The following is a 21,903-nucleotide window of genomic DNA, read 5'->3' as shown; positions in this document are numbered from 1 at the left end:
GGTTCGGCGGGTGCGTCAGTGGGCGGGCCGGCGCCAGCCGGCGTCCGCGTGGGCAAGGACCTGCAGGAGCGTGTCGTTGAAGGCGGCGACGGCCTCGTCCGGGGCGAGCTCGGGGACGGTCGGCAGCCAGGCTCGCTGGACCATCTCGAACAGCGCCATGACCGCTGCGGCGAGGGAGCGGGCGCGGAGCTCGTCGTCGTCGGCGAGGCGTTCCCGCAGCACACCGACCAGCCACTCCTCGTGGTGCTGCCAGACCCGCAGCTGCAGCTCGCGGCCGCGCAGGGTGCTGCCCGGCGTCGTCGGCAGCCAGCCGAGGAGGATCTCCGCGCCGAGCGGTTCCTCCCGCAGGGCGTGGACGATCGCGACGAGCGGCTCCTCCGCGGCGGGCCGCCGGCGCAGCGCGTCGGCCATCCGCTCCAGCGGCCCGGCCAGGCCTGCCGCGACGACGGCCTCGATCCCGGCGAAGTAGTTGAAGAACGTGCGCCGGGAGACTCCGGCGCGGTCGGCGATGTCCTCGGCGGTGACGTCCTCGAGCCCGCGTTCGCGGGCCAGCTCGCGTGCGGCGTCGACCAGCGCCTGGCGGGTGCGCGCCTTGTTCACCTCGCGGCGGCTGGTCGGTTCGGACATGGCACCGAGTCTCCGGCGCTCATGCACTCAGTGCAACTTCGCCGGGTGTGCGGTGCGGCACACGGCTGGCGGCACTCCTCGCGCCGTTCCTCTTGTTCTACTTTCCCTAGAACAATAGACTGGCCGCACCACCTCACCCCAGGAGCTCTCGATGCGCGAGTCGACCCTCACCTTCACCTCGTCCGGCCACACCCTCCAGGGCACGCTCACCCTGCCCGACGGCGACGGCCCGTTCCCCGCGGCGCTCGTCGTGCCCGGCTCCGGCCCGGTGGACCGGGACAGCAACCACAAGCAGCAGCGGCTCGACGTCACCCGCCAGCTCGCCGAGACGCTCTCACGCGCCGGCCTGGCCACGCTCCGCTACGACAAGCGCGGCGTCGGGCAGAGCACCGGCGACTTCCTCGCCACCGGGTTCCTCGACAACGCCGACGACGTCGAGGCGGCCCTGGCAGCGCTGGCCTCCTCCCCGGCCGTGGACCCCGGCAGGGTCGTCGTCGTCGGGCACAGCGAGGGCGCCCTGCTGGCGACCATCGTCGCTGCCCGCAGCGCGGTGCCGGCCGGTGTCGTCCTGCTCAGCGGATCGGCGACCCCCGGCGAGGAGCTTCTGCGGTGGCAGGCGCGCCAGATCGCCCCGACCCTCCCCGCCCTCGTACGCCTGCTCGTGCGGGTGCTCCCGGGCGATCTGGAGTCCAGGGTCGCCAAGAACCATCGGCGGATCAAGGCGACGACCACTGACGTCGCCCGGATCGGCGGCCCCCGCGTCAACGCGCGGTGGACGCGGGAGTTCATGGCCTACGACCCGCGCCCCGACCTCGCCCGCCTCACCGTTCCGGTCCTCGCCGTCACCGGTGGCAAGGACCTGCAGACCAAGCCGGAGGACCTCGCCGTCATCGCGGAGACGGTCCCGGGCCCGGTGGAGACCCACGAGGTCCCGGACGTCAGCCACCTGCTGCGGCACCAGGCCGGTCCGGCGTCGATCGCCGCGTACAAGAAGGAGATCGGCCAGCCCCTCGACACCCGCGTCCTCGCCTTCATGAGCGACTGGACCGTACGGCTACTCGCCCCGGTAGCCCCCTGACCCCCAGCCCCCTCCCCCGTCCCCCCGCGGGGGCTATCGCCGAGAGCGGAGTTGTTTCACAACAACTCCGCTCTCGGCGAGAGGGAGGGAGGGACCGGGCGGCGAGAGGGAGGGAGGGACCGGGCGGCGAGAGGGAGGGAGGGACCGGGTGGCGGGACGGCTCAGAGCGCGACGGTGCCGGCGATCGCCGTCGTCGTCCGTCCGCCCACCCACAGGTGGCCGTCGGCAGCGGCGACGTGCACCCGACCCGCCCGACCGAGGGCCGTGCCCTGCGCCGCCACGTAGGGAGCGGACAGCACGCCGGTGTCGGTGAGCCACGTCGCGAGGCCGGCGTTGAGACTGCCGGTGACCGGGTCCTCGCCGATGTCGGCGACGAACGCACGGACCTCGGCGTCGGCGCCCCCGTTGCCCGGTGCCGCCACGACACCGAGGAACAGGTCACCGAAGAGCGCGTACCGGGGAGAGACCGCAAGCACCGCCTCCGCCGAGGCGAGCCGCAGGGCCAGCCACGGCGGGCCGTTGTCCACCCACGAGGCGGCGAGGACGTCCTCGGTCGTCAGCCCGAGCGCCTCGACGGCGCGGGCGAGGGTGGCGGCGTCGGGCGTCTCGTAGCGGCGCAGGGGCGGTGCGGCGAAGGACCACCGACCCTCGCGCTGCCGCAGCTCGACCCGCCCGATCCCGCACTCCTGAACCAGCCGGGCGCGGTCCGCCGGGGTGCCGCCGGTGGCGAGCCAGGCGTGGGCCGAGCCGAGCGTGGGGTGCCCTGCGAAGGGGAGCTCCTCGCCCGGGGTGAAGATCCGCACCCGGTAGTCGGCGTCGGTGACGGTCGGTGGGAGGAGGAAGGTCGTCTCGGACAGGTTGGTCCAGGCGGCGAAGCGCTGCATCTCCTCGGTGCTCAGTCCCTCACCGTCGACGACGACGGCGACCGGGTTGCCGTCGTAGGGCTCGGCACCGAAGACGTCGACCTGGAGGAACCGCCGCTGCCGCATGCGCACACCCTAGACCCGCTCGGGGCCCGCTCGACGACGTGATCGCGCCTCGCGCCCGTGACGTCCGGCGTCGGCACCTGCCCGGGAGATTCCAGCGTCACCGCCCGGGGCACGTCGGCGCGTAGGGGACGTTGGGCAGGACGTCACGCCACTCCGCCCCGGTGAGGTCACGGCCGGCGACGGCACACGCCTGCTCGAGGAGTGCGTCCGGGAGACGGGCCACAGCTGCACGCCCTCGTCCTCCGTGAGCGTGACGACGGTCCGGCCGTCGTCGCGCGTCGCGACGGCGACGTCCGATCGCGACGGCAGTCCGCTCAGCGTCGGTGGGGACCACCGCCTGGACCCGCGGACGTCCGCCGAGATGACGTGAGACGCGACCGGCCCCGCGGTGACCGCCGCGCCTGGTGACGCGGGCACGGCGACGCGCGCGCGGTCTCTCCGCGCCTTCCGCCTGCGGTTGCGGGCCGTAGGCTCGGGCGGTGGAGATCGTGGTCGCGGAGGGCGTCGAGGGCGTCCACCTCACCGTGCTCGGCGACGGTGCGGACGCGACGTCGCTCGTGCCGGTCGCCGAGCTGCCCGCGCGGGTGCGTGCCCTCGAGGGCACGCACCGGCCGCGCTGGGTGTGGGCGGACACTGCCGCGACCTACACGCGGCCGCTCCGGGCCGGTGTCCGGGTCGAGCGCTGCTACGACCTGCGGCTGTGCCGCACGATCCTGCGCCGCGCGGTCGACGCACCACCGCCGTCGGACCTGTGGGACGGCACCGAGGAGCCGGAGGAGCGCCCCGACGCGCCGCCGACCCTTTTCGAGTCGGTGCCGCTGCCCGCCGAGGAGGTCCTCGCCGAGCGGCTGCGTCAGCGGGACGCGGTCGCGGCGAGCCGGAACCCGGGCCGGCTGGCGACCCTGCTGGCGGCGGAGTCGGCCGGTGCGCTGCTCGCGGCGGAGATGCGTCACGACGGCCTGCCCTGGAGCCGGGAGGCGCACGACCGCCTCCTCGCCGAGGTGCTCGGCCCCCGCCCGCGGCACGGCGGACGGCCGGCTGTCCTTGAGGCGCTGGCGGAGGACGTCCGCCGCGCCCTCGGCGCCCCCAAGCTCAACCCGGACTCCGGCCCCGCTCTGCTCCGGGCGTTGCACAGCGCCGGGATCACGGCGCAGACCACCCGCAAGTGGGAGCTCGAGCAGATCGACCACCCGAGCATCGCGCCGCTGCTCGAGTACAAGAAGCTCGCGCGCCTGCACAGCGCGAACGGCTGGGCCTGGGCGGACGAGTGGGTCCGGCCCGGCCCGCCCGGCAGCCGCGAGCGCTTCCACCCGGACTACGTGCCGGGCGGGGTGGTCACCGGGCGGTGGGCCACCCGCGGGGGCGGGGCGTTGCAGCTGCCCAAGCAGGTGCGCGGCGCCGTCGTCGCCGACCCCGGGTGGACGCTCGTCGTCGCCGACGTCGCCCAGCTGGAGCCGCGCGTCCTCGCCGCGATGGCCCGAGACGAGGCGATGGCGCGCGCCGCCCGCGGCCAGGACCTCTACCAGGGCCTCGTCGACCAGGGCGTCATCGACACCCGCGCCCACGCCAAGGTCGCGATGCTCGGGGCGCTGTACGGCGCCACCACCGGCCGCTCCGGTGAGCTGGTGCCGCGGCTGCTGCGGGCCTTCCCCCGGGCGACGTCCGTCGTCGAGGGGGCGGCGATGCGCGGGGAGGTCGGCAACGTCGTGCGGACGTGGCTGGGGCGGACGTCGCCGCAGCCGCCGGCGGCGTGGAAGGCCGCGCAGGACCGACAGCACGAGCCCGAGGCCACTGGCGAGGACCGGCGCGTCGCCCGCCGCCTCGCCCGCGACTGGGGCCGCTTCACCCGCAACTTCGTCGTCCAGGGAACCGCGGCGGAGTGGTCGCTGTGCTGGCTCGCCGACCTCCGCCACCGCCTGCGCGCGCTGAGCCCCGACGACGGCGCCGCCCGCGGCCCGCACCTCGTGTTCTTCCTCCACGACGAGGTCATCGTCCACACACCCGCCGAGCTCGCCGACGACGTCGCCGCCGCCGTCCGCGAGTCCGCCTCCGGCGCCGGCCGCCTCCTCTTCGGCGACTTCCCCGTCGACTTCCCCCTCGACGTCCACATCGTCGACACCTACGCCGACGCCGACTGACCGCAGAACCTCCCCCCTCCCGCCGCCGAGCGCTCCCCCCTCCCTCCCGCCGAGCGCTCCCCCCCCTCCCACCGAGAGCGGAGTTGTATCCAGCACGGGACCAGCCGCCGAGCGGGTGCTACGCCCCTTTCGGTCATCGTCCGCCCCTTCCAACACCCCGAGCTGAGCGAAAGGGACGACGCACCGGTTCGGCGCAAACGCCGAGCCCCGCTCCCTCTCACCGAGAGCTGGGCTCTGCGCCACCCCGCGGCGCTCACCCGCGCGCCGAACGCCGAAAACGCCGAGCGCCCGTGCCGGGCCGCTGCCAGAATCGGCACGTGCTCTTCGCCCGGCTCGCCGAGGTCTCCACCGCCGTCGCCGCCACGCGCTCACGGCTGGAGAAGCGCGCGCTCCTCGCCGCGGCCCTGCGCGAGGCGGGGCCGGAGGAGATCGAGGTGGTGGCGACCTACCTGTCCGGTCGGGTGCGCCAGCGCCGCACCGGCGTCGGGTGGCGCAGCCTCGCCGACCTTCCCGAGCCCGTTGCGGCACCGTCCCTCGGCCCCGTCGACATCGACGCCCGTCTCGAGGAGATCTCCGTGCTGGCGGGCGCTGGCTCCCAGGCGGGCCGGGCCACCGCCGTCGCGACCCTGTTCGGCGCACTGACCGACGCGGAGCAACGCTTCCTGCGCGGACTCATCCTCGGCGAGGTACGCCAGGGGGCGCTCGACTCCCTCCTCATCGAGGCCATCGCCGACGCCACCGAGGTCCCCGTGACCGCCGTCCGGCGGGCGGCGATGTTCAGTGCCGTCACCGGACCGGTCGCGCGTGCCGCGCTCACCGGCGGTGCCGAGGCCCTCGAGGAGTTCCGCCCGGCCGTCCTGCGGCCCGTGCGCCCGATGCTCGCCTCCGCGGCCCCGGACGTCGCTGCCGCGCTGGTCAGGCTCCGCGGCGACGACGACGCCACGCCGGTGGCCGCCGACGGCAAGATCGACGGCATCCGGGTGCAGGTCCACCGGTCCGGCGACGAGGTCGCCGTGTTCACCCGTTCCCTCGACGACATCACCGAGCGCGTCCCGGAGATCGCCGAGCTCGTCCGCTCGCTCCCCGCGGAGGAGCTCATCCTCGACGGCGAGGCGATCGCGCTCGACGACGCCGGCCGGCCCCGGCCGTTCCAGGAGACGGCCTCGCGCACCGGCAGCCACGACGACGACGGCAGCCGGACGCCGTTGACCGTCTACTTCTTCGACCTGCTCCACCGCGACGGCACCACGCTGGTCACCGCCCCGGCCAGGGAGCGCCTCGCCGCGCTCGAGGCGGTCGTGCCCACCGCCGCGCTGGTCCCCCGCCGGGTCGCCTCCGACGTCGAGGAGCTGTCCGACTTCTTCCGCGAGATCCTCACCCGGGGACACGAGGGCCTCGTGCTCAAGGACCTCACCGCCCCCTACGACGCCGGCCGCCGCGGCGCGGCGTGGGTCAAGGTCAAGCCACGGCACACCCTCGACCTCGTCGTCCTCGGCGTCGAGTGGGGCAGCGGCCGCCGCGAGGGCTGGCTGTCCAACATCCATCTCGGCGCCCGCGACGGCGACGGCTTCGTCATGCTAGGCAAGACCTTCAAGGGCATGACCGACGAGATGCTCCAGTGGCAGACCGCGCGGTTCCTCGAGCTGGAGACCGGCCGCCGCGGTCACGTCGTCGACGTCCGGCCGGAGCAGGTCGTAGAGATCGCCTTCGACGGCGTGCAGCGCTCCACCCGCTACCCCGGTGGGGTGGCGCTGCGCTTCGCGCGCGTGCTGCGCTACCGCGACGACAAGACCGCCGCGGAGGCCGACACCCTGGCGACGGTGAAGGAGATCGCGCAGCGGTAGCGGCACGCGCGAGCGGGCCGCAGGCATCGCGGGCGTGCCGCCCCCTACCCGCCTGCGATGCGGCCGCTGTCCCGGCTCGACGGCGCGCCCGCTGGGTCGGGAGCGGCGCTCGCGTCGGACCTGCGCTCACAGCTGGAGCACGGCCTTGGCGATGAAGAAGTAGATGACCAGTCCGGTGGCGTCGACGAACGTGGTGATGAAGGGGTTGGAGAAGACGGCGGGGTCCGCACGCACGACTCGCGCGAGGAGGGGCATCCCCCCTCCGACGGTCGCGGCCAGCGTGCAGATGCTCAGCAGCGTCAGCCCGACCACGGCACCGATGGGTGTGCCGTAGACCCACGAGGCGAACAGGAAGCCCGTGGCGCCCAGGAGCAGGCCCAGGCTCAGGCCCACGCGCACCTCCCGGGCCAGGACCTTGAGGATGTCTCGCGGATGGACGTCCTCCAGGGCCAGCGCGCGGGTGAGAGTCGTGGCGGCCTGGTTGCCCGCGTTGCCTCCCGTCCCGATGAGCAGCGGGATGAACAGCGACAGCGCCACCATCTGCTCGAGGGTGTCCTCGAAGATCTCCAGGACCTGCACGGTGAGCGTGGCGCCGACCGCGAGGACCAGCAGCCACACCAGGCGGGAGCGGACGATCGAGCGGACCGGGGTGGACAGGTAGGGGCGTCGCAGAGGTTCGGAGCCACCGATGCGTGCGTGGTCCTCGGACTCCGCCTCCTCCAGGATCCGCAGGGCATCGTCGACCGTGAGGATGCCGGCCAGTCGTGCCTCGGCATCGACGATCGGGAGAGCGAGCAGCTTGAGCTCCGCACAGCGCCGGGACACCGCCTCGGCGTCCTCGGTGGCGCGCGCCGAGTGTGCGTCCTGGACGAGCCGGGCGACCGGCGTGCTCGGGTCGGCCTTCATGAGGTCCCGCAGGCTCACCACACCGACCAGCCGGCGCTGGTCGTCGAGCACGGGCAAGGTGTAGACGGTCTCGGCGGAGGCAAGCCGCTGCCGCACGCGCTCCAGGCTCTGCCCAGCGGTGAGGTGCGGGTGGGTGGTGACGTACTCGGGGCTCATCCGCCGCCCGATCGAGCGGTGCGGGTATCCCAGGACCGCGGCGGTGAGCTCGCGCTCGGCGGCCGGCAGGGCGTGAAGCAGACGCGTTGCCACCGAGGCTGGGAGCTCGTCGAGCAGACTGACCCGGTCGTCGGGGTCGAGCTCGGCGAAGACCACCGCCACCTCCTCGTCCTGGAGCCCCTGCACGAGGTCACCCTGCAGCGTGGCGTCCAGGCCCTCGAAGACCTCGAGGGCCCTGGTCTTCGGCAGGAGTCGGTAGACCAACGCACGCTGCTTGAGGTTGAGGCGCTCGAGCGCAGCGGTGACCTCGCTCGTGGGCATGCCATCCAGGACGTCCACCAGACGTGGCAGGTTCTGCTCGGCCAGGGCTCGTTCGAGCTGGGTGTGGCGGGTGTCGGTCGTGACCGTCTTGTTGTCGTGCTGGCTCATCGGTGTTCCCATCGTGGGCAGCCCGGGCTCGGTCAGTGCGCGGCCGCGCGATCCCTGGTGCCGTCCTCAGCGCCCGGGGTGTGCACTGACGGAACAGGGGTCGCGCGGGCGACTACTCGGTTCGTCCATACCCGGGACCTCCTCTCCGTCCGATGGCGCCCGGCCGATGCGCCCCGGCTGAGCCGCACCTGCCTCGCTCGGCCTCGTCGGGCGAGGCCGGCCCGGTGAGCAAATGTCACAGGACCACAGTGTCTCCCGGGGACGCTGCGCGCGCTTTGCTCCGCTCTACCCCCCGATGTGCAGCTCCGCGGGACGCTCGAGCACGACGGCGCGGAGGAGCCTCCGCAGCTCGGCCGGCAGTGCGTCGAGCGGCAGTGCATCGCCGCGCTCGGTGGTCCAGCCGCCGTCGCCGGCCCGCACCGGCTGGGTCCCGAAGATCCGGGCGAAGACCTCCGGGCCGGCCTCCACCGCGATCGTGGGACCGGTGGCCGGCCCGACCGCGAAGCCCGCGTCCGCGAACCGCACCGTCACGTCGGTCACCGTGTCCTCGGCCGGCCGCCACTCCTGCTCGTTGTCGACCGTGGGTGCCGGCGCCACGCCGCCGGACGCCGAGCGCAGCACGACGAGCGCCACGACGGTCTCCGCCGCCGCCCCGCCCCCCTCGCCCGAGACGTCCCGTGCGGCCGCCACCGCCGCCGCGGCGTCGACCAGCCCGTGCCCGGTGGCGAGGTCCGGGCCCTCGCCGGCGACCTGGCCGAGCTCCGGGTGGCTCGTCCCCGTCGTCACGTCGCGGGCCGTGGCCATGAGCACGGCGCGCACCCGCCCCGGTGCCGACCCGGGCGCGACCTGTGCGAGGAGCGCACAGACGCCGGCGAGCTGGGGCGCGGCGGCGGAGGTCCCGCTGAAGGCGGCCCACCCGTCGTCGGGAGCGGTCTCGTCACCGTCCGGGTGTGCCCTCCCGGCGTTGCCCCTGTCGATGAGGCACCCCGGCGGGACCGGCAGCATGAGGTACATGGCGCCCGGCAGGAGCCCGACGAGGCCGCTGAGGTCGGGGACCTCGCGGCCCGGGTAGACCCGCGAGAGGAAGCCGCTGGCGTAGTCCGAGGCACGCAGCGACCCGTCCGGGCCCGCGTAGACGCCTCCGGCGGAGATGACGTCGGGGTGCTGACCGGGGAACCCCCACGAGCCGTTGCCCGCGGAGAACACCACGGTGACACCGTCGGCCACCGCCGCGGCCACGGCCGCGGCGAGGGCCTGGTTGGCCGCGCTCAGCGGTGGGTCGGGCTGGCTGGAGCCCCAGCTGTTGGTGATGATCTGCGGATCGAGGGCGACCGCGGCGTTGAAGGCCGCCGTCACGTTGACGAGCGCGCCCGACGCCGTGGCGGTCTTCACGGGCAGCAGCGTGGCGCCTGGGGCGGCGGCGAAGACGTTCGCGGCCTCCCCGGTGCCGTGCCCGTTCTCGTCCACCTCCGGGTCGGTGGTTCCCGGCCCGAGCACCGTCGGTTCCACGAGGTAGCCGTGCTCGGTGAAGAACGGGTGCAGCTCGAACCCGGTGTCCACCATGGCGACGCGGACGCCGTCCCCGGTCACGCCGTCGCCGTGGGGCCCGTCCGCCCGCAGCGCCGCGGCCAGCTGCCGCGGCAGGGTGAGGTGCCAGTAGTCGACTGCCGGTGGCTCCGCCGACACGGGCGCGGGAGGCTGTGCCGACGCCGGGTAGTACGGCTCCTCGATCGCGACGCCCCCGAGCACGTCCGCGAGCGCGGACCCCGCCACGTCGACCAGGCCGGGTACTTGGGTGTCCTCGCAGTCGATGAACGTGGCGGTGGCGCGGACCGCTCCGGGCTTGATGACCTGACGCTCCTCCGTGTACAGGCGGGTGGCGAACACGCGCTCGAACAGCTCGGGAGGCCCGGCGATGTTGACCATGAGCCGCGTCGTCTGGAGCACCTCGAACCCGGCGTCGGCGAGCGCGGTGGCCGCCCGGGCGACGTCGTCGTCGTCGCAGCGGAACCGGCGCACGGTCGCCGCGGTGACCAGCTGGCCCGGCTGGAACAGCGCGGCCGAGGCGGCCGGCGCGGCGACCGCGAAGACGCGGTCGGGGAAGTTGCGGCCGGTGTGCGCCCTGCCCATGGCTGCCTCCTCGCTCGGGCTCCCTCCGACGAGCGTAGGTGCGCCCACCGACATGCGCCCCGGGGGGTCAGCGGCCGGCCGCGCTCCCCGCCGGTCGGGTCGGCACTGCCACCCGCCGCCTGCCGAGCACGGTGAGCACGGCGACCGTGCCGAGGAGTCCTGCAACCGCGAAGGTGGGGCCGGCGCTGGCTGCCCCGAGCAGGGCGCCGAGCGCCGCCGAGCCGGCTGCCTGGCCGAGGGCGAGGGCGATGAACAGCACGACGGTGCCCCCGGCCGCGCGGTCGGGAAGCACGCGCACGGCCCAGACGATGAGGATGCCGGACATCGCCGTGTAGCTCGCACCGAACACGGCGACGGCGACGAAGGCGGGCGGTCCGCTCGGCACGAGCCCGAGCACCACGGTGGGGACGGTCATCGCGCCCGTCGTCACCACCCACGCCACCCGCAGGCTCCACGCCTGGACGAGCGGGCCGGCGACGGCGCCCAGCACCCCGCAGCCGCCGAGCACCATCCACGCGACGATCGAGCCGTCGTCGCCGCCCCCCGACGCCGCCATGACGGAGCGGCCGAACGTCCAGACCGCGGCACTCGAGGCGCCGGCCAGCACCGCGGCCGCGAGGGGCCGCGCCAGCCGGCCGAGGTCGTCCCTGCCCACCCGGGGCCGCTCCGCGGCGGCCCTGCTGGTCCGCGGCGCCCGGTCCGCCCGGAGGCTGGCGGCGGTCGCGAGCGCGGTGATCGCCGCGATCGCCAGCCAGCCCAGCCTCCACTGCCCGAGGGTGAGGAAGAGGATGAGGCCCGCGACGACGATCCCGGCACCGGTGCCGGCGTTGACGACCGTCTGCGCCGTCTCCTGGCGCGCGGGCGCCACGTTGCGGGCGACGAGCGAGACGAGGCCCGGCGTCGCGAACCCCGCGCCCGCTCCGGCGACGACCACGCTCACCGCGAGGACTGCCGCACCGGGTGCGGCCGCCACCCCCACGCTCCCCACCGCGGCGGTCGCGCCGGCCAACAGCACGACGAGGCGCGGGCGGGAACCGAGGCGCGAGGCGAGCAGCGCCGCGAGGCAGTAGGACAGGAAGCTGCCCGCCTGCACGGCTCCGGACACCGCCGGCGCGAGGCCGAACGCCTCGGAGAGCTGCGGCAGGAACAGGCCGTAGCCGAACCGCGCGAGCCCGTACGTCGCCGCGATGAGGGCCATGCCACTCGCCACCAGAGCGCCCACAGCTCCCCCTCCCACCGAACAGAACGCTCGTTACAGTACGGCAGAACGATCGTGACGGCGAAACGGTCGTTACAGTGGGAGGCATGCCACCCGTCCCCCGGCTCTCAGCACGTGACCGGCTCCTCGGCGCCGCCGACACCGTGCTCTTCGACCGCGGCATCCGTGCCACGCCGGTCGACGAGCTGCTGCGCCACGCCGAGGTCTCAGCCGCCACCATGTACGCGCACTTCGGCAGCAAGGACGCGCTCGTCGCCGAGGCGCTGCGGCAGCGGCTGGCGGACTGGCGGCGGGTGTGGGACGAGCACGTCGTCGCCGCGAGCGACGACCTGTCCCGACTGCTCGCGGTCTTCGACGCCCTCGCCTCCTACCGGCGCGACCGCACCCCACCGGCGCGCTGGTGCGCCTTCCTCGCCACCGCGACCGAGCACCCCGACGGCGGGGACGAGATCAGTGAGGTCCTCACCTCGGACACGGCGCTGCTCACCGACCGGCTCCTCCACCTCTCACGCCCCCTCGCCGGCGAGCGGGCGCAGGAGCTCGCCGACGACGTGCTGCTCGCCTACAACGGGACGCTGGCCGCCTTCCTGCGCGGCCACCCCGACTCGCCCGTCGACGTCGGACGGCGGGTGGCCGAGTCCGCGGCGCGGGTGCACCTGCGCGGGTGAGCGCGGGAGCACCGTCGGGGTTGAGGGCTACGGGAGCCGCTCCGCCGTCGGCGTCCTCTCCCGCGAGACCCAGATGTCTCCCGGCAGGTCGGCGGGCAGCAGCGGGTTGCCGCGGCCGAGGAAGCCCTGGAGCTCCTTCCCGCGGAACTGCTCGTAGTCGCGCAGCGCGGCCAGCGCCCACCTCCCGAGCAGGATGATCGCGACGAGGTTGACCAGCGCCATGAGCCCCATCGCGATGTCCGCGATCGTCCACACCGTCGTGAGCTCGGCCAGCGCGCCGACGAGCACGGCGAGGACCACCAGCGTGCGCAGGGCGAACGGCGCCCAGCGGCGGCGGGTGAGGAAGTCGACGTTGACCTCGGCGTAGGTGAAGTTCCCCAGGATCGAGGAGTAGGCGAAGACGAAGATGAGGACGGTCATCGGCAGGGTCGTCCACGTCCCGAGGCTGTCGGCGACGGCCAGCTGGGTGAGCGCCGCGCCCTGCTCCTCGGTGGTCTCACCCGGGGTGTAGATCGCCGGGCCCGCCATGAGGATGATGAACGCCGTCGCCGAGCACACGAGGATGGTGTCGACGAAGACGCCGAGGGACTGGATGAGCCCCTGCTGCACCGGGTGCTTGACGGTCGCCGTCGCCGCCGCGTTGGGCGCCGAGCCCATCCCGGCCTCGTTGGAGAACAGGCCGCGCCGGGCACCGTTGAGGACGGCGGCGAGCAGACCGCCACCGGTGCCGGCGAGCGCCTCGTCGAGCCCGAACGCGCCCCGGACGATCATCCCGACGACGTCCGGCAGGGCGCCGATGTTGAGGACGATGACGAGGAGCGCGAGGAGCACGTAGATCGCTGCCATGAGCGGGGCGAGGAGCTCGGCGACCCGGGCGACCCTCCGGATGCCGCCGAAGACGATCGGTGCGGTGAGCAGGAGGAGCAGCGCCGCGGAGACCCACACCGGGACGTCGTGGGCGGCGCCCAGGGTGGCGGCGATCGTGTTGGCCTGGACCATCTCGAAGGCGAAGCCGAAGACGAAGATGAGCAGGACCGCGAAGACGGCGCCCCAGGCGCGGGAGCCGAGCCCGCGCTGGATGTAGAACGCCGGACCGCCGCGGAACGTCCCGTCTCGCCACCGCACCTTGTACATCTGCGCGAGGGTCGCCTCGATGAAGGCCGTGGCCATCCCGACGACGGCGACAACCCACATCCAGAAGATCGCGCCCGGTCCCCCGAGGGTCAGCGCGAGAGCGACCCCCGCGATGTTCCCCGTGCCCACCCGCGAGCTGATCCCGATCGCGAAGGCCTGGAAGGAGCTGATCCCGCCGTGGCTGTCGCTGCGCGAGCGCGCGATGACCGAGACCATCCGGGTGAAGAGGCGCGCCTGCACGGCCCGGGTGCGCACGGTGAAGTACACGCCGGTCCCGACGAGCAGGTAGATGAGCAGGTAGCTGTACAGCCCGTTGCTGACGTCCCCCAGGACGGCGTCGAACGTCTCCACGGTCTTCCCCTCGACGGCGGTGGTCACCCGGGCGGGCGACGGTGACTGCCGCAGGGTAGCGCCGCCGTCGACGTCCGGCGCGGTGGGCGTCGCGCCGGACGACGCGCGGACCGGCGTCGCACCCCTCTGCGAGACTGGGGGTGTGACGATCACGGTGCACGAGCTCAACGCCCTGCTGGACCGCCTCGACGACGAGTCCGGCCCGGGCGGCGAGCTCGACCCCGACGCCCTCTACGAGGGTTTCACCACCTGGGCCGAGGGCACCGGCCGCGCGCTCTACCCCCACCAGGACGAGGCGCTGCTCGAGATCACCACCGGCTCCCACGTCATCGTCTCCACGCCCACCGGCTCGGGGAAGACGATGATCGCGCTCGCCGCCCACACCGTGGCCCTGGCCCGCGGGGAGCGCACGTACTACACGGCGCCGCTCAAGGCGCTGGTGAGCGAGAAGTTCTTCGACCTCGTCTCGCTGTTCGGCTCCAAGAACGTCGGGATGGTCACCGGGGACTCCGCGATCAACCCCGAGGCACCGATCATCTGCTGCACCGCGGAGATTCTCGCCAACCAGGCGTTGCGGGAAGGCGCGGACCTCGACGTCGGCGTCGTCGTCATGGACGAGTTCCACTTCTACGCCGACCCGCAGCGCGGATGGGCGTGGCAGGTCCCGCTGCTGGAGCTCACCGGGGCCCAGTTCGTCCTCATGAGCGGCACCCTGGGTGACGTCTCCTTCTTCGAGCGGGACCTGGAGCGACGGACAGGACGGGACGTCGCCGTCGTCGCCGATGCGGAACGACCCGTCCCGCTCACGTTCGACTACTCCCTCGAGCCCATCCAGGACCTCCTCGTGCGCCTGGTCCAGCAGGCCCGCTCCCCCGTGTACGTCGTCCACTTCGCCCAGCGCGACGCAGTCGAGCGTGCGCAGTCGCTCACCTCGGTGAACATCGCGCCCCGCGAGCGCCGCGACGCGATCGCCGCGGCGCTCGGCGACTTCCGTTTCGGCAAGGGCTTCGGCGCCACGCTCTCGCGCCTGCTGCGCCTGGGCATCGGTGTCCACCACGCCGGCATGCTCCCCCGCTACCGGCGGCTGGTCGAGCGGCTGACGCAGGCCGGGCTGCTCGCCGTCGTCTGCGGCACCGACACCCTGGGGGTCGGGATCAACGTGCCGATCCGCACCGTCGTGCTCACCTCGCTCACCAAGTTCGACGGCGAGCGCTCGCGCCACCTCTCCGCCCGGGAGTTCCACCAGATCGCCGGTCGCGCGGGCCGCGCCGGGTACGACACCACGGGCGAGGTCGTCGTCCAGGCGCCCGAGCACGTCATCGAGAACGCCAAGTCGCTGGCCAAGGCCGGCGACGACGAGAAGAAGCGCCGCAAGATCGTCCGGAAGAAGGCGCCCTCCGGCGTCGTCAACTGGACCGACAAGACCTTCGAGCGCCTGCGCGACGCCGACCCCGAGCCGCTGACCAGCCAGTTCCACGTCACCCACACGATGGTGCTCTCGGTCCTCGCCCGGCCCGGGGACCCGGTCCGTGCCATGTACCAGCTGCTCACGGACAACCACGAGCCGCCCACGCCGTGGAACGCGCACCTGCGCCGCGCCGTCGAGATCTACCGGTCGCTGCGCACCGCGGGGGTCGTCGAGCATGCCGACGCCGCGTGGCGCCGCGCCAACCCCGGCAAGCCCTACGTCCGGCTCACCGTGGACCTGCCGCGGGAGTTCGCGCTCAACGCGCCGCTGTCCCCGTTCGCGCTCGCGGCCATCGACCTGCTCGACGCCGAGTCGCCCGACTTCGCGCTCGACGTCGTCTCCGTCATCGAGGCCACCCTCGAGGACCCGCGCCCCCTGCTCTACGCGCAGCAGCGGCACGCCCGCGGCGAGGCGATCGGCGCGATGAAGGCCGAGGGCATGGAGTACGAGGAGCGGATGGAGGCGCTGGAGGAGATCACCTGGCCGCGCCCGCTCGCCGAGCTGCTCGAGGCCGCGCTGGCCACCTACCGCCAGACCAACCCGTGGGTCGCGGACTACGAGCTCAAGCCCAAGTCGGTGGTGCGCGAGATGGTGGAGAACGCGATGACGTTCTCCGAGCTCGTCTCCCGCTACGACGCCGGACGCAGCGAGGGCGTGGTGCTGCGCTACCTCACCGACGCCTACCGCGCGCTGCGCCAGGTGGTGCCCGACCGCGCCCGCACCGAGGAGGTCGAGGAGATCATCGACTGGCTCGGCACCCACATCCGCGCCGTCGACTCCAGCCTCCTCGACGAGTGGGAGGCCCTCAGCTCGCCCGTCGCCCCCGGTGCGCCCCCCGTCGCAGCCGACAGCGGAGTTGTTGCCGGCACCCCCCTCCCCGCCGGCACCCCCCTCCCCGCCGACAGCGGAGTTGTTGCCGGCGTCGAGCGCCGCTTCGGGGAGGGTCCCGACGGCGAACCCGTCGCCTTCACCCGCAACCGCCACGCTTTCCGGGTGGCGGTCCGCAAGGCGCTGTTCAACCGGGTCGAGCTGCTCGCCCGCGAGCACTACGAGGCGCTCGGCGCCATGCACGCCGCCGACGGCTGGGACACCGAGCGCTGGGCACGCGCGATGGAGCCCTACTGGCAGGACTACGACTGGCTCGGCACCGACGTCCAGGCCCGCTCGGCCGCGCTCAGCACCATCGACGACCGTCCCGCGCGCGAGGACCTCCTGCGTGCCGGGCTGCCCGAGGACGACGACGGCGCCCTCGCCCGGGCGGCGGACGGTCGCCTCTGGCTCGTGCGCCAGACCCTCGACGACCCCGAGGGCGACCACGACTGGGGCGTCTGGGCCGCCGTCGACCTCGACGCGAGCGACGAGGCGCAGGGCGCCGTCGTGCGGGTCCTGGACGTGGGCCCGCGGTGAGCCGGAAGGCGCCCGCGGGCACGCCCGCACTACGTGCGCTCCAGTCCGCCGGGGTCGCGCACACCGTGCGCGAGTACGAGCACGACCCGCGCTCTCAGCTCTCCTTCGGCATGGAGGCGGCACATGCGCTGGGCGTCGAGCCGGCGCGCGTGTTCAAGACCCTCCTGGCCGAGGTCGACGGCGCACTCGTCGTCGCCGTCGTCCCCGTCACCGGAGAGCTCGACCTCAAGGCGCTCGCCGCGGCCGTCGGCGGGAAGCGGGCGGCGATGGCAGAGCGAGATGCCGCCGAGCGAGCCACCGGGTACGTGGTGGGCGGGATCTCACCGCTCGGCCAGCGGAAGCGGCTAGCCGTCGTCGTCGACGTGACGGCGCTCGACCACGCGACCGTGCTGGTCAGCGCCGGGCGGCGGGGGGCGGACGTCGAGCTCGCGCCGTCGGACCTCGTCGCGCTCACCGGCGCGACGACGGCACGGATCGGGCGGTCATGACGCGCGCGCGGCGCGAGTGGACGCTCGCCGAGCCGAGTGTCCCGCCGCACCTGGAGCCGGGCGACGTCTCCACTCTCGGCGACGCGACGACGGCGGGCGTCGACCTCACCGGCGCGGTCGTCCCCGAGCTGCACGAGGCACAGGTCGAGAACAGCGACCTCGGGCGGTTGCGCGCGGGCGGCGGCCAGTGGGAGCGGGTGACGCTGGCCGACTGCCGCCTCGACGGCGCCGACCTGGCCAACCTCGTGTGGCGCGACGGCTCGCTCCTGCGGTGCTCGCTGCGGGAGGCGCGGATGACGGGCGCGCTGCTCGTCGGCGTACGGCTCCGCTCCACCCTGCTCGAGGGCGTCCAGGGCACGCTGACGAGCTGGCACGGCGCCCAGCTGCGCAGCGTCGTCCTGCGCGGCTGCGACCTGTCCGAGGCGACGTTCACCGAGACGGTGATGGAGGACGTCCTGCTCGAGGACTGCGTCCTCACCGGTGCCCAGCTCTCCGGCCTGCGCTGTCGCGGCGTGCAGCTGCGCGGCTGCCGGCTCGACGGCATCGGCGGCGTGGCGGCCCTGCGCGGCGCCCGCATCGCCGAGGAGGACGCCGTCGCGCTGCTCCCCACCCTCGCCCGCGAGATGGGCATCACCATCGGCGATTGACGGCGCCGCACGTACGTTGACCGCGCCCTCCCATGCGTTGATCGCGCCCTCCCCCCCCAATGCGCCGACAGCGGGATTGTTTACGGGAGGTGCGCCTCGAGGAGGTCGGCAGCGGCGTGGGTGCCGCCAAGCGAGCGCAGCTCCGCCCCCAGGCGGGCGGCCGTCGTCCGGTAGGTCCGGTCCGCGGCGACCGTGTCGTAGGCCGCGGCGATCGCTGCCGGGCGTGGGCGTCCGGTCCGCAGGTCGACTCCGGCGCCGTGCCAGCCGATCCGGGCGGCGACCTCCGGCTTGTCGAGGTCCCCGCCGGCGACGACGAGCGGGACGTCGTGCCGCAGCGCCTGGAGGACGCCACCGTAGCCACCGTTCGTCACGACGACGGCGGTCCGCGGCAACAGGTGCGGGTAGGGCACCATCGCCGCGACCCGCGCATTGGCGGGCAGCGGGCCGGGCAGCGGCGACGTCCGGTGCCCGAGCCCGACGACGACGAGCACCTCCCGGTCCGCGAGTGCCTCGAGGGTCGGGAGAATGAGGTCCGCGGGATCGACGTTCGCGGTGCCCTGGGTGACGTGGACGACCGGCACCTCCGCGTCGACGACGTCGGGCCACCAGTCAGGCAGCGGTCCGGCGGCTGGCGCTGCGCCGTCGTCGGTGAGGTCCCCGACGAAGCGGATGTGCGGCCCCAGGTCGGCCCGCGGGTAGTCGAGGCCGGGGGACCCGGCCGCGACGACGAGCTGCGGCGAGTACCACATGGTCGCGAACGTCTCGCCGTCCGCGGGCAGGCCGACCTGGTGACGGGTGCGCTGGTAGAGCCGTGTCAGCAGGCGGGTGCCGCCCCTGGACGCGGCCCCCAGCACGCCGTCACGGACCCGTCCGAGGATCCCGGTCGCGGGCGTGAGACCGAGCCCGGTGGGCGGGATGCCCTTGCCGGGCAGCCACACGGCGATGGGGGACACGGTGGCCCAGCGCGAGCCGAGGCGCTCGGCGATGAAGCGGGTGCCCAGCGCCATCGGGTCGCCGGCGAGCAGGTCCCACGGCTCGTCCGCGTGGGCGGCCGCGAGGTCTGCGAGCTGGGCGGGGGCGGTGCCGAGGAACAGGTCCTGCAGGTTCACCAGCACCTGGCGGAACCCCTTGCGGTCACGCATGCGCGGGAACGTCGCGGCGAAGTCCCGCTCGTCGAAGTCAGGGGCGTCTCGCCACGGCACGCCGCGGGCACCGACCTCCTCGAACTGGTCCACGTAGGACCGGCCGGTGTACACCCGCACGTCGTGGCCCCGCCGGACGAGCTCGCCCGCGACCGCCCGGATCGGGCGGGCGTGACCGGCGAACGGCATCGCGGTGAGCATGATGGCGGCCACGGGCAGATTCTCGTCCCCGGACGCGTCGCTGTCTCCCCCTCACCGAGCACTGGACCGCGTGCAGGCGCCGGACACAACCCCGCTGTCGGCGGAGAGAGGGGCTGCGGGTGCAGGTGCCCGGACACAACAACTCCGCTGTCGGCGGAGAGGGGGCGGCGGGGCGGCCGGGTGGCGGGGCGGCGGGGGCGGCGGAGTGGCGGGGGGCGGGGCGGCGTCAGGCCACCGGTTGTGCCGGTGGGCGGGCCTCGGCGCGGTCGCGGATTCCGCGCAGCATCCGCTCGGTCATGACGAAGCTCGCCACCTGGACGAGCTCCACGAGGGGCCGTGCCCACGGCCGGACGTAGGTGTACCGCTCCCGGACGAGCAGGCGCGTCGTGCCACGCGGACCCGGCCGGAGCACGAAGGCCCACGTGAAGCCGAAGGGCATGCCGATCTCCGCCGTCCTGCTCCCGCTCTCGGGGTCGCCGTGGAGGACGAGCGCGTGCCCCGGCTCGGCCAGCACCACGGCGAGCTCGACCTCGGGTGCCAGGAGCACCACGTCGCCCGGTGCGATGTCCTGCCACTCGGGCATGACGTCGTCGGCGTTGTCGATGTACAGGCCGAGCAGCGACTGGAGGCGGTCGTAGGAGTAGAACCCGCCCCGGCCCTGACCGAGCTGGGCGAGCCACGGCCACACGTCCTGCGGTGGCGCCGCGATGCTCACCGCCCGGGTGGCCATCAGGTCCGCGGCACCCAGGACGTCGTCGCCGGGGAGCCCGCCCCGGACCTCCTCGGCCGTCGCCCCCCAGGTCTGCTGGACGCGCCGCGCTGCGACGACCGCCGCGAGGACGCCTCCCAGCAGCATGATCGGTGCCGTCACACGCGCGGGTCGGTCCGTCGGTCTCATCGTCGATCACCTCCCCCTCACCCCACCGCGGACGACCGCGCCGAACAAGGGGCGAACGTCCCTCGACACCATGGGCGCGAAGGGACAGGGTGGAGCCACGGGCCCGGACGAGGGAGCAGCGATGACGCGCACGAAGAAGCAGCAGAAGACGTGGGAGGACCTGACCACCGGTCAGCGGGTCGGCGCGGTCGTCGCCGGCGCGGTCCAGCTCTCACTCGCGGTGGCAGCCTGGGTGGACCTCGCCAAGCGCCCCGCCTCGCAGGTCAACGGCCCGAAGGGCGTGTGGGCCGCGGTCATCGCGGTCAACTTTGTCGGCCCGATCAGCTACTTCGTCAAGGGCCGCCGCACCAGCTGAGACCGCACGCGGACGACGGCCGGCCGACGGGCGCTCGACGGCGCGGCCGGGTTCCGTTACGCGCGACGACGTCGCGAGGAACGCAGATCGGCACCCCGGCGCGGGCATGGAGCGAGCACTGCCGCTGCGCTACCGCTGTCCCGGCGACTGCCGTATCGTTGCGCGCCCCGAGCGCCGGACCGGACCCCGCCCGTCGGCGTTACCCAATCGAAACCCTGTCTAGGACCTTCGATGTGACATCCGGCGTCCGAAGAGGTCAGAATGTTAGCGTGAACATCAGCCGTCGGAAGCGGCACCCGCGGGGCGCAGCAGCCCCGCACGCTCGTACTACGCGGTCGAGCAACTAACAGGTCCGCCACCGGCGGGCAGCACCACCTCCACTTACCTCATCGAGGAGAGAACATGCGCACACGGAAGTTCGCAGCAGTCGCAGCGGGGCTCACCATGGCCTTCGCGCTGGCTGCCTGCGGTGGCGAGGGAGCCGGCAGCGGCAACGACAGCACCGACGCCCCGGCGGGAGGCGGCGAGACCGCGGCCGCCGGTGACCAGACCATCGGCGTGGCCATGCCCACCCAGACGTCCGAGCGTTGGATCGCCGACGGCGACGCCGTCAAGAGCCAGCTCGAGGAGGCCGGCTACACGGTCGACCTGCAGTTCGCCAACGACGACATCCCCACCCAGACCCAGCAGATCGACCAGATGATCCTGCAGGACGTCGACCTGCTCATCATCGCCTCGATCGACGGCACGGCCCTGACCAGCCAGCTCGACGCCGCCGGCGCCGCGGGCATCCCGGTCATCGCTTACGACCGCCTCATCAACGGCAGCGAGAACGTCGACTTCTACGTCACCTTCGACAACTACAACGTCGGTGTCCAGCAGGCGACCTCGCTGCTCGTCGGCCTCGGCCTCCTCAACGAGGACGGCTCGGAGAACCCGGATGCCCCCGCGGGTCCGTTCAACATCGAGGTCTTCGCCGGGTCGCCGGACGACAACAACGCCGGCTTCTTCTTCAACGGCGCGATGGACACCCTCAAGCCCTACCTCGACGACGGCACCCTCGTCGTCCCCTCCGGCCAGACCGAGTTCGACACCGTCGCCACGCTGCGCTGGAGCCAGGAGGCCGCACAGAAGCGCATGGAGGACCTGCTGACCTCCACCTACAGCGGCGGCGAGGAACTGCACGGCGTCCTGTCCCCGTTCGACGGGATCTCCCGCGGCATCATCACCGCGCTCCAGGGCGCGGGCTACGGCCCGACGCTCGAGGAGGGGCTGCCCGTCGTGTCCGGTCAGGACGCCGAAATTGCGTCCGTGGCGCTCATCGACCAGGGCGTCCAGTTCTCCACGATCTTCAAGGACACCCGCAAGCTGGCCACCGAGTCCGTGCGAGCGGCCGAGGCCTTCCTTCAGGGTGAGGAGCCCGAGGCGAACGACACCGAGACGTACGACAACGGTGTCAAGGTCGTCCCGTCCTACCTCCTCGAGTCGGACATCGTCTACGCGGACAACATCACCGAGCTCCTCGTGGACTCCGGCTACTACACCGCCGAGCAGGTCGAGCAGGGTTCCTGACCCTGACGTGCGGGGCCGGGCGGCCTGTCCGCCCGGCCCCGCACCGCTCCTGCCCG

At 73.7% G+C, this 21,903-nt stretch carries 18 protein-coding genes; 9 read left to right on the top strand and 9 right to left on the bottom strand.

Annotation, left to right across the window (positions count from 1 at the left end):
• Positions 1 to 15: 15 nt before the first annotated feature.
• Entirely contained in the window at positions 16 to 627 is a 612-nt protein-coding gene (locus tag VR894_RS03505; protein ID WP_324649921.1) for a helix-turn-helix domain-containing protein, read from the bottom strand.
• 151 nt (positions 628 to 778) lie between these two features.
• Here VR894_RS03505 and VR894_RS03500 point away from each other — a divergent pair, with 151 nt between their 5' ends.
• Positions 779 to 1,705, top strand: coding sequence for an alpha/beta hydrolase family protein (locus tag VR894_RS03500; RefSeq protein ID WP_324649920.1), 927 nt, complete (start codon positions 779 to 781; stop codon positions 1,703 to 1,705).
• 161 nt (positions 1,706 to 1,866) lie between these two features.
• Here the strand turns inward: VR894_RS03500 and VR894_RS03495 are convergent, their stop codons facing one another.
• Positions 1,867 to 2,694 (bottom strand): PhzF family phenazine biosynthesis protein, encoded by an 828-nt coding sequence (locus tag VR894_RS03495; RefSeq protein WP_324649919.1) that lies wholly within the window; start codon positions 2,692 to 2,694, stop codon positions 1,867 to 1,869.
• Between the two features lie 97 nt (positions 2,695 to 2,791).
• Positions 2,792 to 2,917, bottom strand: coding sequence for a hypothetical protein (locus VR894_RS03490; protein WP_324649918.1), 126 nt, complete (start codon positions 2,915 to 2,917; stop codon positions 2,792 to 2,794).
• 256 nt (positions 2,918 to 3,173) lie between these two features.
• Here VR894_RS03490 and VR894_RS03485 point away from each other — a divergent pair, with 256 nt between their 5' ends.
• Both VR894_RS03485 and VR894_RS03480 read left to right on the top strand, forming a co-directional pair.
• Complete coding sequence (locus VR894_RS03485; RefSeq protein ID WP_324649917.1) at positions 3,174 to 4,832, top strand: bifunctional 3'-5' exonuclease/DNA polymerase; 1,659 nt, start codon at positions 3,174 to 3,176, stop codon at positions 4,830 to 4,832.
• 317 nt (positions 4,833 to 5,149) lie between these two features.
• On the top strand, positions 5,150 to 6,676 hold the full coding sequence (locus VR894_RS03480; RefSeq protein ID WP_324649916.1) for an ATP-dependent DNA ligase: 1,527 nt from the start codon (positions 5,150 to 5,152) through the stop codon (positions 6,674 to 6,676).
• A gap of 126 nt (positions 6,677 to 6,802) precedes the next feature.
• Here the strand turns inward: VR894_RS03480 and mgtE are convergent, their stop codons facing one another.
• From mgtE to VR894_RS03465, 3 genes are all read right to left on the bottom strand, one after another.
• Entirely contained in the window at positions 6,803 to 8,167 is a 1,365-nt protein-coding gene (gene mgtE, locus VR894_RS03475; RefSeq protein WP_324649915.1) for a magnesium transporter, read from the bottom strand.
• 285 nt (positions 8,168 to 8,452) lie between these two features.
• The gene (locus VR894_RS03470; RefSeq protein ID WP_324649914.1) at positions 8,453 to 10,297 is read right to left on the bottom strand and encodes a S8 family serine peptidase; all 1,845 of its coding nucleotides are present in this window, start codon (positions 10,295 to 10,297) and stop codon (positions 8,453 to 8,455) included.
• Positions 10,298 to 10,364: 67 nt separating this feature from the next.
• Entirely contained in the window at positions 10,365 to 11,495 is a 1,131-nt protein-coding gene (locus VR894_RS03465) for an MFS transporter (protein WP_324649913.1), read from the bottom strand.
• Between the two features lie 107 nt (positions 11,496 to 11,602).
• Here VR894_RS03465 and VR894_RS03460 point away from each other — a divergent pair, with 107 nt between their 5' ends.
• Positions 11,603 to 12,184: a TetR/AcrR family transcriptional regulator gene (locus VR894_RS03460; RefSeq protein ID WP_324649912.1), complete on the top strand. Its 582-nt coding sequence runs from the start codon at positions 11,603 to 11,605 to the stop codon at positions 12,182 to 12,184.
• Positions 12,185 to 12,211: 27 nt separating this feature from the next.
• On the opposite strand, the gene VR894_RS03455 is transcribed toward VR894_RS03460, so the two are convergent.
• Positions 12,212 to 13,696 (bottom strand): alanine/glycine:cation symporter family protein, encoded by a 1,485-nt coding sequence (locus VR894_RS03455; protein ID WP_324649911.1) that lies wholly within the window; start codon positions 13,694 to 13,696, stop codon positions 12,212 to 12,214.
• 115 nt (positions 13,697 to 13,811) lie between these two features.
• On the opposite strand from VR894_RS03455, the gene VR894_RS03450 reads away from it, so the two are divergent.
• The 3 genes from VR894_RS03450 to VR894_RS03440 are packed head-to-tail and all read left to right on the top strand — an operon-like array spanning position 13,812 to position 17,679.
• Entirely contained in the window at positions 13,812 to 16,544 is a 2,733-nt protein-coding gene (locus VR894_RS03450; RefSeq protein WP_416380794.1) for a DEAD/DEAH box helicase, read from the top strand.
• A complete protein-coding gene (gene ybaK, locus VR894_RS03445; RefSeq protein ID WP_324649910.1) occupies positions 16,541 to 17,032 on the top strand; it encodes a Cys-tRNA(Pro) deacylase in 492 nt (163 codons plus the stop codon). Before VR894_RS03450 ends, ybaK begins: the two co-directional genes overlap by 4 nt.
• Positions 17,029 to 17,679: a pentapeptide repeat-containing protein gene (locus VR894_RS03440; protein WP_324649908.1), complete on the top strand. Its 651-nt coding sequence runs from the start codon at positions 17,029 to 17,031 to the stop codon at positions 17,677 to 17,679. Before ybaK ends, VR894_RS03440 begins: the two co-directional genes overlap by 4 nt.
• Before the next feature lie 80 nt (positions 17,680 to 17,759).
• On the opposite strand, the gene VR894_RS03435 is transcribed toward VR894_RS03440, so the two are convergent.
• Complete coding sequence (locus tag VR894_RS03435; protein ID WP_324649907.1) at positions 17,760 to 19,034, bottom strand: glycosyltransferase; 1,275 nt, start codon at positions 19,032 to 19,034, stop codon at positions 17,760 to 17,762.
• A 214-nt stretch (positions 19,035 to 19,248) separates the two neighbouring features.
• Positions 19,249 to 19,920 carry an SRPBCC family protein gene (locus tag VR894_RS03430; protein ID WP_324649906.1) on the bottom strand — a complete coding sequence of 224 codons (672 nt, stop codon included), beginning with the start codon at positions 19,918 to 19,920 and terminating at the stop codon, positions 19,249 to 19,251.
• A 121-nt stretch (positions 19,921 to 20,041) separates the two neighbouring features.
• Between VR894_RS03430 and VR894_RS03425 the strand changes: the two genes are divergently transcribed.
• Positions 20,042 to 20,275, top strand: coding sequence for a PLD nuclease N-terminal domain-containing protein (locus tag VR894_RS03425; RefSeq protein WP_324649905.1), 234 nt, complete (start codon positions 20,042 to 20,044; stop codon positions 20,273 to 20,275).
• 402 nt (positions 20,276 to 20,677) lie between these two features.
• Positions 20,678 to 21,847, top strand: a complete 1,170-nt coding sequence (chvE, locus tag VR894_RS03420) for a multiple monosaccharide ABC transporter substrate-binding protein (RefSeq protein WP_324649904.1) — start codon at positions 20,678 to 20,680, stop codon at positions 21,845 to 21,847.
• Positions 21,848 to 21,903 lie beyond the last annotated feature (56 nt).

The sequence above is a fragment of the Georgenia sp. H159 genome (assembly GCF_035607575.1).
In the GTDB taxonomy this organism is placed as follows: domain Bacteria; phylum Actinomycetota; class Actinomycetes; order Actinomycetales; family Actinomycetaceae; genus Oceanitalea.
Note: the sequence above shows the minus strand (reverse complement) of the source record. Positions and strands in the feature narration are given on the sequence as shown.

Bases quoted from the DNA above. Each gene is read 5' to 3' on its own strand.
- VR894_RS03505 (WP_324649921.1), bottom strand. From the start codon at position 627: ATGTCCGAACCGACCAGCCGCCGCGAGGTGAACAAGGCGCGCACCCGC.
- VR894_RS03500 (WP_324649920.1), top strand. From the start codon at position 779: ATGCGCGAGTCGACCCTCACCTTCACCTCGTCCGGCCACACCCTCCAG.
- VR894_RS03495 (WP_324649919.1), bottom strand. From the start codon at position 2,694: ATGCGGCAGCGGCGGTTCCTCCAGGTCGACGTCTTCGGTGCCGAGCCC.
- mgtE (WP_324649915.1), bottom strand. From the start codon at position 8,167: ATGAGCCAGCACGACAACAAGACGGTCACGACCGACACCCGCCACACC.
- VR894_RS03470 (WP_324649914.1), bottom strand. From the start codon at position 10,297: ATGGGCAGGGCGCACACCGGCCGCAACTTCCCCGACCGCGTCTTCGCG.
- VR894_RS03465 (WP_324649913.1), bottom strand. From the start codon at position 11,495: ATGGCCCTCATCGCGGCGACGTACGGGCTCGCGCGGTTCGGCTACGGC.
- VR894_RS03460 (WP_324649912.1), top strand. From the start codon at position 11,603: ATGCCACCCGTCCCCCGGCTCTCAGCACGTGACCGGCTCCTCGGCGCC.
- VR894_RS03440 (WP_324649908.1), top strand. From the start codon at position 17,029: ATGACGCGCGCGCGGCGCGAGTGGACGCTCGCCGAGCCGAGTGTCCCG.
- VR894_RS03430 (WP_324649906.1), bottom strand. From the start codon at position 19,920: ATGAGACCGACGGACCGACCCGCGCGTGTGACGGCACCGATCATGCTG.
- VR894_RS03425 (WP_324649905.1), top strand. From the start codon at position 20,042: ATGACGCGCACGAAGAAGCAGCAGAAGACGTGGGAGGACCTGACCACC.
- chvE (WP_324649904.1), top strand. From the start codon at position 20,678: ATGCGCACACGGAAGTTCGCAGCAGTCGCAGCGGGGCTCACCATGGCC.